Origin of the sequence: Streptomyces milbemycinicus (assembly GCF_002154605.1) — a bacterium.
Lineage (GTDB): Bacteria > Actinomycetota > Actinomycetes > Streptomycetales > Streptomycetaceae > Streptomyces > Streptomyces milbemycinicus.
This window is the reverse complement of record NZ_MUNE01000852.1, coordinates 363-16,127: the sequence shown is the minus strand read 5'-3', so window position 1 is coordinate 16,127 and position 15,765 is coordinate 363. Positions and strand designations below refer to the sequence as shown.

Below are 15,765 nucleotides of genomic sequence, written 5' to 3'. Positions count from 1 at the left end.
GAGCAGGAGCAGAAGCAGGCCGAGGCGGAGAAGGAGGCTGAGCAGAAGCAGGCGGAGCAGGAAGCCAAGCAGGAACAGCAGCAGCAAGAGCAGGAGCAGAAGCAGGCGGAGGCCGAGAAGGAGGCTGAGCAGAAGCAGGCGGAGCAGGAAGCCAAGCAGGAACAGCAGCAGCAAGAGCAGGAGCAGAAGCAGGCCGAGGCGGAGAAGGAGGCTGAGCAGAAGCAGGCGGAGCAGGAAGCCAAGCAGGAACAGAAGGAGAAGGAGCAGGAGCAGCTTCAGAAGGAGCAGGAGAAGGAGCAGGAGCAGCTTCGGAAGGAGCAGGAGAAGGAGCGGGAGCAGCTTCAGAAGGAGCAGGAGGCCAAGCAGGAGCAGCTCCAGAAAGAGCAGGAGAAGGAGCAGGAGCAGCTCCAGAAAGAGCAGGGGCAGAAGGAGCAGAAGCAGGAGCAGCTTCAGAAGGAGCAGGAGAAGGAGCGGGAGCAGCTTCAGAAGGAGCAGGAGAAGGAGCAGGAGCAGCTTCGGAAGGAGCAGGAGAAGGAGCGGGAGCAGCTTCAGAAGGAGCAGGAGAAGGAGCAGGAGCAGCTCCAGAAGGAGCAGGGACAGAAGGAGAAGGAGGCCGAGGCCAAGCAGGCGGAGCAGGAGAAGAAGCAGGAGCAGTACCAGAAGGAGCAACAGCAGTACCAGGAGGAGCAGCAACAGCGGCAGGAGCAGCAACAGGAAGAGCAGCAGAAGAGGGACGAGGAGTACCAGCAGCGGCAGCGGGAGTACCAGGACAAGCAGTACCAGCAGCAACAACAACAGCAGCAATACCAGCAGGACCAGTACCAGCAGCAGCAAGAGCAGTACCAGAAACAGCAGGAGCAGGCGCTCAACCAAATTGGCGGCGCGCTGAACGGCGATAACTTGCCGCCGATGTCACACGACCTGATCACGGGGCCGGTGAACGGCGATGACTCACTGCACAACCCCGGCGGGAGCGAGTCGCACATTGACTCTCACGGCCGGGTGGTCACGGAGTACCCGGACGGTCACACCACCACGATCGATCCGGACAACCAGACTTCCAGCATCACCACGCCGGACGGCCACACGCGTTCCGGGCCGCTCAACGTCGATAACGTCCTCAACAACCCCGACGGCAGCAGGTCGCACATCGATCCTCAGGGGCAGGTCGTCACGGAGTACCCGGACGGCAGCAAGACCACGATCGATCCGGACACCGGCGGCACCTCGATCACCGACCCGGACGGCAAGTCGGTCACGGGGCACCTGAACGGAAGCGGCAACTCACTCCCGGACTTCCAGCAACAGTCCCCCGGATCCAACTTCGGCAACATCGGGGGCGGCGGAAGCGGCAACTCCAATTCGCTGTACGACCCGTCCTCGTACGAGGAGGAGCTGTGGGACAAGGACCCGTACCAGTCGCCCGGTGACCAGAACGGCAACGGCAACAACCAGGCGGCGGCCAACGCCGGCAACCAGAACCAGTCCGGGGCACCGATGGGCGGCGGCATGCCCCTCAACCCCGGAACAATGCCCGGCCGCGGCGGGGGCGGCGGCGGTGGCGAGGGCGGCCCTTCCGAGCGGGTCCGCAACGTGATCGACAGCGGCGATGTGGTCAGCAACCGCCGGGCGACCCCCAGGCCCGGCCGCCCCGGTGGCGGGCTCCTCGACGAGCGCGAGAACGTGATCACCAGTGGCGGCACCCCGTTCATGCCGCCGATGGGCGGCGCGGGCGGGGCCGGGTCGCCCGGCCAGGTGGCGACCCAGACCGACGACCGCGAGCGCGAGTCGTGGGTGCCGGAGGACGAGGACGTGTGGGGCAGCGACGAGGGTGGCTCGCCGGCCGTGATCGGCCGATGAGCCCCCGCCGCGCCGTCGTTCCGGAAAACCGTGCAGCCAGCCCGACCAGCCCGAGGAGCACCCGTTGAGCGAGTTGAACGATCCGTACGCGGAACGCATCCATCAGGCCAGGGCCCACCTCGAAGCCACGAGGGCCGCCATCGCCCGCGCCGAGCAGGACCTCGCGGACCACAACGTGACGGCCCGTTCGCGGGACCGTGCGGTCGAGGTCACCATCGGCCCGCAGGGAGAGCTGAGCGGGCTGACGTTCCTGGACAACAAGTACCTGAGCATGACCGGACCGCAACTGGCCGCCTCGGTGCTGGAGGCGGCCCAGCGGGGGCGTCAGCAGGTCGCCCAGCGGGTGATGGACACCTTCCGCCCGCTGATGGCGGCGAATCCCGATGTCCCGGGGTCCCGGGACATCGACGTCGACTGGGACCGGCTCTTCGGGTCGGCGTTCGAGGGAGGCCGCCGGGCGGGTGGCGGCAGGTCGTCCAGCGACCGGTTGCGCGACGAGATCCACGAGGACCCGGATGTTCCCGGAGGGCGGCCATGAGCGACGACACCTACGACATGAACCTGGGCAAGATGCGGGGAGCGCTCAACGGCCTGGCCGGTCTGGGGGACCGAGCCAGGGTCCTGGAGGGGCAGTACCTGGCCGACCATGAGAGGTACAAGCTCTGGAACGGCGACTCCAGCCATCCGGACGACTACTACGAGAAGACCCAGCCCGACGACGAGAAGACAACGCAGACGCTCATCGGAACGATCAAGTCGCTCGGGTTGGCGATAACGGCGGCGCACTCCGCGCTGCTGGAGAGTCTCGACAGCGTCAAGGCCGTTCATGCCGACGTGACCGAGCTGATCGAGCAGCAGGAACGCATCGCCGACGACGACAGCGGCTACGAGTCCGACGACAGCGGCTACGGGTCCGGCGACGACGAGTCCGGCGGCGGAAAGCACTGACCCCATGGAGGAGATCACCTACACCCCCGAGGAGGCGATGTGGATCCAGATCCTCATCGGTGACAAGCCGATCGCTGCCAGGGCGAACCTGGCGTGGGACAGCCAGGACCAGTTCCCCGATCTCGCCGACAACCTGGTCGAGTTCATAGACAGTGTCCGGGACGCCCTGTCGGATGTCGCCAACGCGTTTCCGAAGCAAGTCGGGGACGCGCTCACCAAGGCCATGGAGCCGCTGACCGGCTCCTACGGATCGAACGGTATCGGGGACCTGCTCGGTAAGCTCCGGATGGACCTGCCCAACGAGCGGGCCCAGCAGTCGATGAAGATCCAGCAGGCGCATTGGGAGATCATCGCCGAGATCACGATGATGCTCATCGAGCTGGCCGCGCTCGCGGCGATGTCCTTCTTCACTGGCGGGGCCTCGCTGTCCATGGCAGCACTGGTGAGGGCGCGGGCGGCGCTCGGCATCCTGATGGCGATGCAGCGCCTGCTGAACTTCTTCCCCATCGGGGGGGCCCTGCTGGAGGCGGTCCAGGAGATGATCGAGGCCCTCGTGGTCAACCTGGCGCAGCTCGTCATCAATCCCCCGGCACGCAGGCCGAACGGCATCGACGGGACCAACCTCCGGGACAGCTTCTTCTTCGGCTTCATGACCGGTCTCTTCATCGACGTCTTCCAGGGCGCGGCGAAATACTTCAAGAGCGGCATATCGGACTTCTTCAAGAAGAATTTCGACAAGGACATCTTCGGCAAGTTCAACAGAGACTTCCGGAACACGTTCAAGGACATCGACTTCAACTCACCGGATCTTGATCACATCTTTGGGAAGCCCGGCCGGGTCAATAACATGGCCTACGACTTCGTGGCGACGTTCGTCTCCCACGGTCTGGGCGAGGGCTTCGCCGAGGTGGTCGTCACGGGGATACTCCACGGCAACTGGGCCTTCAAGTGGGAGACGTTCGTCTTCTCCGGCACCAGCGCCGTGGCGGAGATGGGCGCGGGCAATGCGCTGGGGTCCGGCGCCGGCTGGCTGCACGGCAAGGCATTCCCCAACGGGAACATCTTCACCGACTTCATCAACAAGAGCTATGCGATAGCTGCTCTCCGGGACGGGGCGGGGAGCGATTCCCCAGCCGATTCCGGCTCCGATTCCGGCTCCGGTTCCCGCTCCGGCGCGGGCCCGGACCTCCCGAAGTCCTCCCTCCCCATCACAACGTCCGCAGACATCCCCACCCACGGGGACAACAGCTCGTCGTACCGGGACAACGACTCGTTGTACGAGGGCATCAGCTCGTTGTACGAGGACAACAGCTCGCTGTACGGAGACAACAGCTCGCTGTACGGCGACAACAGCTCGTTCACGCCGGGGTACCGCGACTCCGACACCTACTCCGTGGACTCGTACGGCTCCTCCAACTCCTCGGCCGACTCCGTCTTCGACGACACCGCGTCCATCAACTCCGCCAGTTCCTCCGACTCCGTCGGTTCGGACATCCCGGAGTACAACTCCTCATCGGCGCTGACCGGCGGGGGCTCCTCGTCGTCGTATGTGCCCCACGCGAACTTCCCGGCAGGCAAGGGGTTCCAGACCACCTCGCAGAGCCCGCCGCTGAACCTGCCCGGCTCCGCCGGGAGCAACCTGCCGCCGACGGGCTCCTACTCCGGGGGGTCCGGTCTCACGACGCCCGAGGGCGTCGAGGACTTCAAGGGGAACAAGGAGTTCCAGACGGGCCCCGATGGCTCCCCGGCCACCTCGGACTTCCCGAACACCTCGGGTCTGCCGGGCACCTCGGGCTCCCCGAACACCCCGGGTCTCCCAGGCACCTCGGGCCTGCCGAACTCGTCGAGCCTCCCGGCGCCGCCGGCGGCGCACACCCCCACGGTCTCGAACCCGGACGCGGAGTTCGACGGGGCTTTCGGCGAGAACGGCGAATCCACCCCCACGGGCCAGAACACCTCCACGGGCCAGAACACGGGCGCGGTTCCGCCCCCCGTCTCCCACAGCGGCGGGCAGAGCCCGGCCAGCACTCCGCACTCGTCCTCGTCCGGGCAGCACTCCGGCTCCGGCACCCCTCAGCCGGGCCAGGGGCCCCGCGCCGAGCAGCAGCAACCGCGCCCGGACACGGAGACGTTCGGTGGCCCGTCGGCCGACTCCGCCATCGACGCGGACCGCGACGCGGACACCGACAGCGACACCCGGCCCGACACGGACCCCGCCGACCGGGGCGAGTCACCGGCCACCCCGGCGCCCCCGGACCAGGAGGAGATCGACCGCGCCCGGCAGGACTACGAGGACGCGCTGGACTCCTTCCGCTCCGCCGCGACCGACGTGGACACCATCGGCGAGCGGCTGGACACGGGTGTCGGCACCAGCGCCGACACCGCCGCGCACCAGGACGCCGGGCACCGGGCCGAGCAGGCGCGGGGGCGGATGCTCGACGCGGCGGCGCGGCTGCGGGGTCTCGGCATCGACCCGCACGGCGACCCGTACACCCCGGGCCAGGAGGGCACCCCGGGACAGGAGGGCACCGAGGGCAACGAGCGGTCGCGGCATGTGCCCGTCGTCCACCGCGACGACGCGCAGCGCCAGTGGATCGCCCAGCAGGTCACCCCGGACGACCTCCCCGAGAACCCGCCTCTGCTCGACCCGGACGACGACGTGGCCATCGCCGAGCTGAACGACGCGGGCGTCACGCCAGGCCCCAAGCAACAGACCGCCACGGCGCTGGGCATGGACCGGTTTCCGGTGCGCGACCTCGATCTGGATCTGGCCCCGGTGGACCACGTCAAGCTCCAGATGGTGCGGTCCGATTCCTGGCCCGCCCCGCTCGACGAAACCGCGGCCAACGCCACCCGGCGCATCTGGCAGTCGGCGTACACGGACTTCGCGGGCGGGATACCCGGGGTACCGGACGGACCGGAGCAGCTGGCCGCAGGCCGCGCCTGGGACAAGGCCGTCTCCCTGGTGCTGCCGCTGGAGCTGCACCCGGTGCTCGCGGACTCGCGGCACGCCGGGCGCGACTTCCGCGACGCGGTGCGCCAGGTCGCCGAGCACCTGCTGACGCACGGCCCCGACGCGCCGTCGGGCGTCGCCCTGGCCGACACCCTCCGTACGGGGCTGGGGTTGCGGCAGCGTCTGCGCGGCGCCCCCACGAAGTCCTCTGGCCCGTCCGCCCCGCCGCCGCCCGCGCCCCGCGTTCCCACCACCTCCAGCACGGTGGCGCCGGCTCCGGAGCCCGGCCCGGTGGCCCCGGCGCCGTTGTCGTCGGTGCCCACCGCGTCCGGCCCCGCCGATCCCTCCGGTCCGTCGGACGATGAGTCCGTGGCGGTGGGTGACGCGCGCCCGGACGAGGAACCGACCGGCCGGAGTGCCGCTGAGGCGGTCGGGCCGTTGCCGGCGCCGCCGGCTCCGGGGGAGGGGCCGCCGCGTGTGTCGCATGTGCCGCAGGTGTTGCGTCTGGCATTCGGGGCGCAGGTGGCGCAGGACCCGCGGTACGGGGTGATGATGCGCGGGCTGGCCGCGCTGGAGCTGGCGCGCAGGGGGGATGCGCGGTTCGGCACCGGGGGCCTCGATCTGGAGCGGATCGCGCGGGGGATCCTGCACCTGCGTTCTTCGGAGCCGATGACGCGTGGGCGGTATTTCGAGGCGTTGTCGGTGGCGGCGACCGCGTACCGGGACGGGCGTGCGGAGAGTCTGGCCGCGGTGGCGGCGTATTGGTCGCACAAGAAGGCGGGGGTGTTGGGTGATGCGAGTGCGCTGACCGGTCCTGACGACTGGTTCCAGGGGTGGAACTTCACCGGGCAGGCTCTGGACCTGCTGCTGGACTACGTGGGGCGGCAGGATCCTGACGGTCTGAAGTTGTCGCCGCCCCCGTGGCAGGGCCCGCCGTACGTGCTGGTGGTGGAGCCCGGTTCCGAGGAGGGCCTGGTCGTGCTGCGCGACGGGCAGGGCAACTCGACCGAGGTGCCGTACGAGGAACTGGCGGAGCTGGTGGCGCACGACCCCCGGCGGCCCGCGGGTGCTCCGGTGGTGCTGCTGATGCCGGAGGCGGGCGCGGGCATGAGGGCGTTGCCCAGGCTGATGGCCGCTCGGCTCGGGGAGCGGGTGTGGTCCACGTACGGCGGTCTCCGGTTCGAGCCGGTGGGCGACGGCACGTCCAGGCGGCGCGTGGTGCTCGCCTCGGTGAATCCGGGGTCGGCGCCCGTGGGGGCGTGGGTGCCGAGCGATCCGGGTCAGCTTCCGGACGGTCCGTGGGAGGTGACGGCGGCGGACGGTTCGACGTTCCCGGACAGCGACCTGGAGATGTTCGCGCTGCCCACGTCCGACGGGCAGCGGCTGACCGGACTGGCGTTGCTGAACGCCAGGGATATGGCCGCCGGTGAGAGTGATCTGCGGAACGTGTCGCGGATTCGTCACTACGCCGACCAGTTCGAGTACGAGGGGATCAGTACTACGGGTCCCCTTCTGCCTCTGCCGAGGAGCCTGACCGACGCGATCGTCGTGGTGGGGGACGGCGAGGCGGGGATGCCCCGGAAGAGCACGGGGCGGAGCCACATGGTGACGAGCGGGGAACTGTCCGCGTTCCTGTGGCGCCAGATTGCCGCGTCCGTCCCGGCGCATTGGCCGGTGTGGCTGGTGGGGCGTGGACTGGCGACGCTGCCGGAGGGCGCCGACCGGCTGGAGTACGTGCCGGCCGCGCAGGATGTGGCGACCAGGCTGGGGCGGACGGCGCTTGCCTCGGAAGGCAAGCAGATTGTGAGGGGAAACGCGGACACGCCGTATCTGGCCAACGTGTACGACACGGACAATCCGAAGTCCGGGTACCGGGAGTTCCCTCCGGAGCCGTGGCCGCCCGCGTTGTCGATGTGGGCGGACGTGGCGGGACTGCCGTGGGACGTGCCGGACCGGGAGGAGCGGGTGCGGCGGTGGGTGCGGGCGCTGCGGGAGGTTCACGGCTTCGATATCGACACCAATCCCAGGCTGGCCGGGGAGTTCCAGCGGCTGCTCCTGGGTTTCGGGGCGCTGGAGCGGCAGTCGCTGGCGCAGGGTGTGGGGCCGTTGACGTGGGCGGGGCTCGAACAGACCGCGGGGGAGTACGCCGGGCAGTTGGGCTGGGATCCGACGCTGAGCCCGTATCTGCTGGGCCAGTTGCTGGAGGCGTACCGGGCCGCGGAGGCTCAGGAAACCGGGGAGCCCCCCCAGCCCGGTGCCGAGAGCCAGGACATGTCCGGTGTGCTGGGGCTGGGGCCCCAGGACGTGTCCCGTGTGCTGGGGCGGGGGCACCAGGATGGTGAGGTGGCGTTCGGTCCGGTGCGGGAGGACGAGTCGCGTCTGCTGGGGATGTCGGCGGAGGACCGGTTCCGGGAGTTGTCGCTGCTGTCGCCTGACGAGCGGCGGAAGCTGGCGTCGGATCCGGTGTGGGTGGACGAGCTGCGGCGGGCTCTGCCCGGTGTGGAGTTCGCTGAGACGGCGGCCCAGTTGATGGTCGTGGTGCAGGACGGCCCGGGTGAGCCGATGGCGGATCAGCCGGTGTCGGCGGGGCGGGTCGCGCGGGCGCGGGCCGCGCGGATGCTGGTCAATCCGAAGATAGCGGTCGCGCTGCTGAAGAGCGGTGCGCGGGTTCTGGTGGTGCCCAAGGACGTGGCGATGACCCGGCTGCGCCGGTTCCGGGGTTATGCGGGGCAGCCTGGCTGGGACACGCGACGGGGCGTCATGGATGCGCGTGCCGTGGCGGTGCCGGAGGAGAATCTTCTCGGTGAGGCCACGAGTGTGCCGGATGCGAAAAATCATGCGGACGGTTACGGCACGCCCGATCACGAGTTCGCGCACGCGCTCCATGTGCACGCGCTGGGTGATTCCGACCGGAAGGCCATCAAGAATGCCTATCAGGCCAAGCTGAACCCGCGGCGGGGCGTCGATCCGTCTGATGTGGAGTGGCCGGACGGGATTCGGCGGGACCTGGATGGCGATCCGGTCGACAACTATTCCTCGGAGAACGAGTACGAGTATTTCGCGCAGGCGGTGAACGCGTACCTGGGGGTGAACACGGGGACGGACATGAACACCGGTCGGCCGCGGAACAACGGGGCGGCCTGGGTGCGGGAGCACGAGCCGGCCCTGCTGCCGATTATGAGGCGGCTGTTCGGCCACTACGAGAATCTGCTTGACGATGCTGAGCGGAAGGTCGTCCAGGATGCCTATCGGGCCAAGCTGAACCCGCCGCGGGGCTTCGATCCGCTCCATGTGCGGTGGCCGGACGGGATTCGGCGGGACCTGGCCGGCAACCCGACCGACAACTATTCCTCCACAGGCGAGTCCGCGTATTTCGCGCAGGCGGTGAACGCGTATCTGGGGCTGAACGAGGGGACGGACGGCTACACCGGCCGCTCGCGGAACAACGGGGCGGCCTGGATACGGAGGCACGAGCCGGCCCTGGTGCCGATTCTGGAGCGGCTGTTCGGTCGGGATCCGCAGGGCCCGGGTCCGGCGAACCCGAGGGAGGAAACGCGGGCGGAGAACGAACTGTGGGAGAACTTCCGCGCCTTCTGGGACGAGGTGGAGGGGGTGTACCGGCCGCAGCCGCATGCCCTGACACCGGCGGGCCCGATGGCTTCGGTGCCACCGGTGGCCCAGGACACCGCCACCACCCCGGCGCCCGGGCGGCGTTCGGGTTCCGCTGAGGATGTCGGGCCGTTGCCCGCGCCGCCGGGGGAGGGGTCTTCGCGTCCGCGGCGGCGGTCGTCGGGTGTGCCGCAGGTGTTGCGTGCGGTGTTCGGGGCGCGGGTGGCGGAGGACCCGCAGTACGAGGTGATGGTGCGTGGATTCGAGGTGTTGGAGGCGGGGGGGCCGCGGTCCGGTATCGGGGAAGCCGCTCTGGAGCGGATCGCGCGGGGGATTCTGCGCCTGGGCCCTGCGGAGCGGATGACGCGTAGGTGGTATGCCGAGGCGCTGTCGGTGGTGGCCGCCGCGCACCGGGACGGGCGCGCGGGGAGTCTGGCCGCGGTAGCGGCGTACCGGCTGCAAGGGACGGGGCTGCTGGGGGATGCGAGTGCGCTGGTCGGCCCGGACGGCCGGTTCCTGGGGCGGAACTTCACCGGGCAGCTTCTGGATCTGCTGCTGGACACTGTGGGGCGGCAGGGGCCGGGCGGTCTGAGCTGGACACTGCCCCCGTGGCAGGGGTCGCCGTACGTGGTGGTGGTGGAGCCTGGTGGCGAGGCGGGCATGGTCGTGGTGCGCGACGGGCAGGGCAACCCGTCCGAGGTGACATACGCGGAACTGGCCGAGCTGGTGAAGCATGACCCCCGGCGGCCGGCGGGCGCTCCGGTGGTGCTGCTGATGCCGGAGGCGGGCGCGGGTCTGAGGCGGCTGCCCCGGCTGATGGCCGACTGGATCGGGGGGCGGGTGTGGTCCACGTACGGCGGTTACCGGTGGGAGCCGGCGGGCGACGGCACGTCCAGGCAGCGCGTGGTGCTCGCGGCCACGCGTCCGGGGTCGACGCCCGTGGGGGCGTGGTTGCCGAGCGATCCGGGTCAGCTTCTGGACGGTCCGCGGGAGCTGACGGCGGCGGACGGTACGAAGTTCCTGGACACCGACGTGCATGCGTTCGCGCTGCCCAGGTCGGACGGGCAGCGGCTGATCGGGGTCGCGTTGTTCAACCCCAGGGAGATGGCGCAACGCGAGGAGCAACTGCGGAATGTGTCGCAGATCGAGCACTACTTCGATCACAACGAGTACGTGCCGGGGACCGGCGGGCACCGTAACGGTGCCGTGCGGCGCCTGCCACGGGGGCTGACCGACGCGTTCGTCGTGGTGGTGCACAGCCTCGGTACCCAGGCGGCGTTCCCCCTGGCGAGCACGGGACAGAACCACATGGTGTGGAGCCAGGCGCTGAGCAGCTTCCTCAAACGCCAGATGGCGACGATGTCCATTCCGGCGGACTGGCCGGTGTGGCTGGTGGGGTGTGGGCTGGGGAGGCTGCCGGTGGGCGCCGACCGGCTGGCGTATGTGTCGGGCGCGCAGGTCGTGGGGACCAGGAACCGGCGGACGGCGTTCACCTCGGACGCGCGACTGGACGTGTTCGGGAACGGGAATCCGCCGGCTCTGGCCAAGGCGGATGATCCGGACACCCCGGTGTTCCAGTGGCAGGAACTCCCCCCGGAGCCGTTGGCGGAGACCTTGTCGGCGTGGGCGGACCGGGCGGGGCTGCCGGGGGACGTGGCGGACCGGGCGACGCGGGTGCTGCGGTGGGTGCGGGCGATGCGGGAGATCCACGGCATCGATATCGACAGCAATCCCGCGCTGGCCGGGTTGTTCGAGTGGCTGCTTCAGGGTTTCGGGGCGCTGGAGCGGCAGGCGCTGGCGCGCAGTATGGGGCCGTTGACGGCGGCGGAGCTGGAGCGGGTCGCGGCGGGCTATGCCGGGCAGATGGGCTGGGACCCGACGCTGAACCCGAATCTGCTGGGCCACTTGCTGGAGGCGTACCGGGCCGCGGAGCCGTCGTCTTACGGGGCGCACGCGGCTCCCCCGACTTCGGGTTCGGCCACTCCGGGTTCGGTGGGGCTGCCCCAGCCTGGTGCCGCGGGCCAGGGTCTGCCGCGTGCGGTGGTGTTCGGTGGGGTGGCCGGTCCGGTGGGGCAGTTGGGGTCGCGTCTGCTGGGGATGGATCGGGGGGAGCGGTTCCTGGCGTTGTCGGCGCTGTCGCCTGACAAGCGGCGGAAACTGGCGTCGAATCCGGTGTGGGTGGACGCGTTGCGGCAGGGTCTGCCCGTGGTGGAGTTCGCCGAGACGGCGGCTCAGTTGATGGTGGTGGTGCAGGACGGTCCTGGTGAGCCGCTGCCGGATCAGCCGGTGTCGGCGGGGCGGGTGGCGCGGGCGCGGATGGCGCGCATGCTGGTCAATCCGCAGGTGGCGGCCACGCTGCTGAAGAGTGGCAATCGGGTTGTGGTGGTGCCCAAGGACGTGGCGATGACCGCACTGAGCGCGTTCCGGCACCTCGCGGGGTGGCAGGTCTCCCCGGCTGACCCGCGTACCTGGGACTTGATACGGGGCGCGGGCGGTATTCGTGACACGGCCGTGCCGGAGGAGAATCTTCTCGGTGAGTTCGCGGTTCTGCCGGGTACGGAAACCCAGTTCGACGGGTACTCCACGCCCGATCACGAGTTTGCGCACACGATCCATGAGAACGCGCTTGATGATTTTGACCGGCTGGTTATCGACGCTGCTTATTGGGCGAAGCTGAACCCGCCGCCGGATGTTGATCCGTTTGATGTGGAGTGGCCGGACGGGATTCGGCGGACCCTGGCTGGTAAGCCGGCGGAAAACTATTCCTCGACGAACCAGCACGAGTATTTCGCGCAGGTGGTGAACGCGTATCTGGGGCTGAACGCGGGGAGGGACGCGTACACCGGTCGGCCGCGGAACAACGGGGCGGCCTGGGTGCGGAAGCACGAGCCGGCCCTGCTGCCGATTCTGGAGCGGCTGTTCGGCCACTACGAGAATCTGCTTGATGATGGTGAACGACAGGTCGTCAGGGACGCCTATCGGGCCAAGCTGAACCCGCCGCGGAGCTTCGATCCGCTCCATGTGCGGTGGCCGGACGGGATTCGGCGGGACCTGGCCGGCAACCCGACCGACAACTACTCCTCCACAAGCGAGTCCGCGTATTTCGCGCAGGCGGTGAACGCGTATCTGGGGCTGAACGCGGGGACGGACGCGTACACCGGGCGGTCGCGGAACAACGGGGTGGCCTGGGTGCGGAGGCACGAGCCGGCCCTGGTGCCGATTCTGGAGCGGCTGTTCGGCCGGGATCCACAGGGCCCGGGTCCGGCGAACCCGTTGGTGCAGACGCGGGCGGAGAACAGACTCTGGGAGGATTTCCGGGCGCTCTGGAACGACGCGGAGGCGGAGAACGAACTGTGGGAGGGTTTCCGCGCGTTCTGGGACCAGGTGGAGGAGGTGTACAGGCCGCAGCCGCACGCTCCGGCCCCGTTTGGCCCGATGGCATTGGTGGCCCAGCACACCGCCACCACTCCGGCACCCGGTGGCTTGTTGCCGGAGATGGAGACCGGCACCAGCGACACCGACACGTCCAGCGACACGTCCAGCGACGGGGGCGTGGACCTGTCCAGCGACGGGGGCGTGGACCTGTCCAGCGAGGGGGGCGTGTCGCTGCCCCCGCCCCCCGCTCCCGGCCAGGACATCGAGGACCTGTGGTCGCTGCACCTGTTCTTCGGGACCGGCGACATGGACCACCACTCGTCCGACGCACTCATTGCCGCGGCCGGGGCGCTGCGCCGGCTCGCCCTGGCGGGCGCGGGGCGGCCGGGCACGTCCCCGGACCCGCTCGGCAGGATCCACGACCTGGCCCGGCGGGTCCTGGACCTCGGTGCCGACAGCGAGGTGGACGTCGGGCACTTCCGCCGTCTCGGCTCGCTGGCCCTCGCCGTCCCCCCGGACCAGCTGACCAGTGAGGCGGCCCTCGCGTCGTTCCGGGCGGACATGGACGCCGCGCTGGGCAGCGACGGTGACAGCGACAGCGACGCGGATGGCGGCAGGAACAGCGACGCGGACATCGAGGACCCCGCTCCCCGCGACGGGGCCGACGCGCGCCGGGCCAGGCCGCTGACGACAACGGACTACACCGTCGTGGACAACCGCGGCGACGGCGTGCTGTTCCGCAGGCCCGGGGAGACCCGGGGGGACTGGCGCGCGCCCCGCGCGTTCGACCGGCGGGCGGATCCCCCGGAGTTCGCGGTGTCGGTGCAGGACCACGCCGAGATCCTCGCCACCGAGCGGCCCGCCCTGCGGATCTCCGCCGACCGTACGCTCGCCGTGGAGGACAGCGCGCTGGGACAGCAGGTCTTCGCGACGGCCGAGGCCGTCGCCCGCTCCTCGGTCCAACTGGCGCGCGCGGGCAGCGGGATACGGCTGGAGATCGACGACGACCTGAGCGTCATCCTTCCCACCCCCGACGGAGGAAGCAGGCAACTGTTCCGGATCACCCCCGTGTTCATGACCCGCACCGGGGAGTCCGGGGAGTCCACCACGGAGGTGTGCCGGGACTTCGCCGACCAGGTGTCCGGCGGTCACCCCACATCGCATCTGGTCCTCTCAGATCCCCGGAGCGGTGAGGTGGCCACCGCTCCGGTCGATGCCTCCGACGGCGGGGAGACCACCGGGACCCACTACCTCGCCGAAGCCCTGGCACGGGTGGCGGACGGCGAGACCCCGCCGGACGCGGTGCGTCCGGAGTGGGCGGCCGACGTGCTGCGCCGGGACGACCGGCCCATGGGCGGGTACGACGGTCCGCTGCCCGGTCAGTCGTACGGCAGCGCGCTGAGCCTTGCCGAGCCCGCGGACCCGCGGCGGGATGCCCTGTCGGACGCCGGACGGCGTATCGGGGTCAACGAGCACGCCTGGGCCGATGTCGGCGAAGGGTATGTGATGCAGGCCATCGCCGCGCCCGGGGCAGACGGCCGGCCGAGCCTGGAGCACAACCACGCCAAACCCGGCGAACAGCCCGGCGGCGGCCGTGTCGGCTACCACTTCCTGAGCGTGGTCCTCGCCAGCGAGGACGGCACCCACCAGATCTCTCTGGAGAACCGCGCACGGAGGTCGGCGCGGGCGGACCGGCGCCGCGCGGCCATCGCGGCGAACCTCAACAGCCTGGGTCCTGACAAGCTGCGGGAGACGGCGGCGGAACTGCGCCAGGAGATCGAGCGGCAGGAGGCCGCCGGTATCGACGAGTACCTCGCCGAGGTGCGCGACTACCGTGATCTGACGCTGGCCCTGATCGGGGCGGAGCAGGCCCAGGAAGCGGTGAGCGCGGCACCCGAGGGCTCTGAGGAGCGCGCGCGTGCGGAGCTGGCGCTGGAAGTCGCCATCAACAGGGCGGCGTTCTGGCTCGGGAAGGTCGAACCGGTCATCCCCGGCGAGCGCCAGTGGTACATGCGGATGTACGCACAGCGTCCCGGCGAGTCTGTGCATGACGTCTACGCGGGCCTGTTGAGCGAGGCCCCCTCGCGGATGGTCAACCCGATCACCGGCGTGGTGCTCCGCGGCCACGAAGCGGACCCGGTGCCCATCACCTTCGCCAGTGGGGTCACGGAGGCGCCCGCCGACGCGGCCAACATCGTCAGGTACCCGGCGAGCGTGGCGGCGAGGGCCGGGGTGTGGAACACCGATCACCAACTGCCGCTGCCGAGACTGGAGATCACCTACGAGAGGGGCGGCCGCGGGTCCGTCAAGGCCGGGAAGGCGCGCGCCGCGGCGATCGAGGCGTTGTACAGGAGCCATCTGGACGCGGAGTTGGAGCGGCTCCAGGAGGGCTCGCCGGGACAGCACATCACCGCCGACGACTTCACCGTCGAGGTCGTCGAGCACCGGGGCGGCCGGTCCGGTACCGGACCGGGCCTGGACACGCTGACCCTCACGCTCGACGACCGGCGCGGCGGCCCGCGCCAGGTGGCCACCCGCGGCCCCGGCCGCCCGGGCATGTCGGCCCCGGCCTTGACCCCGGCCCCCGCCCCGGCCCTGGTTCCGGACGCCGACCGGCCCGGGTCCACGTCCGTTCTCACCGGCCCGTCGACGGACAGCCTGCGCGCGATCCGCCCGTACGACCGGGAGTCGGGCGGCCTCGACCGGCCGTCGGAGGCCGACGAGCGGCGGCTGCGCGACGTCTTCCCGGTCGCGTCCGACGGCGCGTACCAGCGCTTCCCCGACCCGCGCGGCGCCCACTTCGGGCTGGCCGCGCCCGTCCGCAAGCTGAACCGCAGGCTCCCCTACAACACCCTGTTCACCGACGCCGGTGGCGCACCGTGGGTGCGGCGTCTCAACGGCGGCTGGGCCGACCCGGCGCGCCAGCTCAACTGCCTCGACGTGGCCCGCTCGGCGCTGGTGTCCTGGTTCGGCCGGCCCACCGTGGCCGCGCCCGTCCAGGCCGCGCCCGTCCAGGCCGC

The 15,765-nt window shown here is 70.3% G+C and carries 3 protein-coding genes and 1 pseudogene; all 4 read left to right on the top strand.

The window, feature by feature from the left end; genetic code table 11:
• Positions 1-1,860: pseudogene (locus tag CCN51_RS55445) on the top strand (AAWKG family protein); the annotation flags it as partial.
• A 64-nt stretch (positions 1,861-1,924) separates the two neighbouring features.
• The gene (locus tag CCN51_RS47560) at positions 1,925-2,398 is read left to right on the top strand and encodes a YbaB/EbfC family nucleoid-associated protein (protein WP_014173168.1); all 474 of its coding nucleotides are present in this window, start codon (positions 1,925-1,927) and stop codon (positions 2,396-2,398) included.
• Entirely contained in the window at positions 2,395-2,808 is a 414-nt protein-coding gene (locus tag CCN51_RS47555) for a hypothetical protein (protein WP_014173167.1), read from the top strand. The genes CCN51_RS47560 and CCN51_RS47555 overlap by 4 nt, the downstream gene beginning before the upstream one ends.
• Positions 2,809-2,812: 4 nt before the next feature.
• Positions 2,813-15,765: lonely Cys domain-containing protein (locus CCN51_RS47550; protein ID WP_143676140.1), on the top strand; the 12,953-nt coding region annotated here is incomplete at its 3' end.

What these genes read in the sequence shown, in the direction of transcription:
- CCN51_RS47555 (WP_014173167.1), top strand. Translation starts at nt 2,395, where the DNA reads ATGAGCGACGACACCTACGACATGAACCTGGGCAAGATGCGGGGAGCG.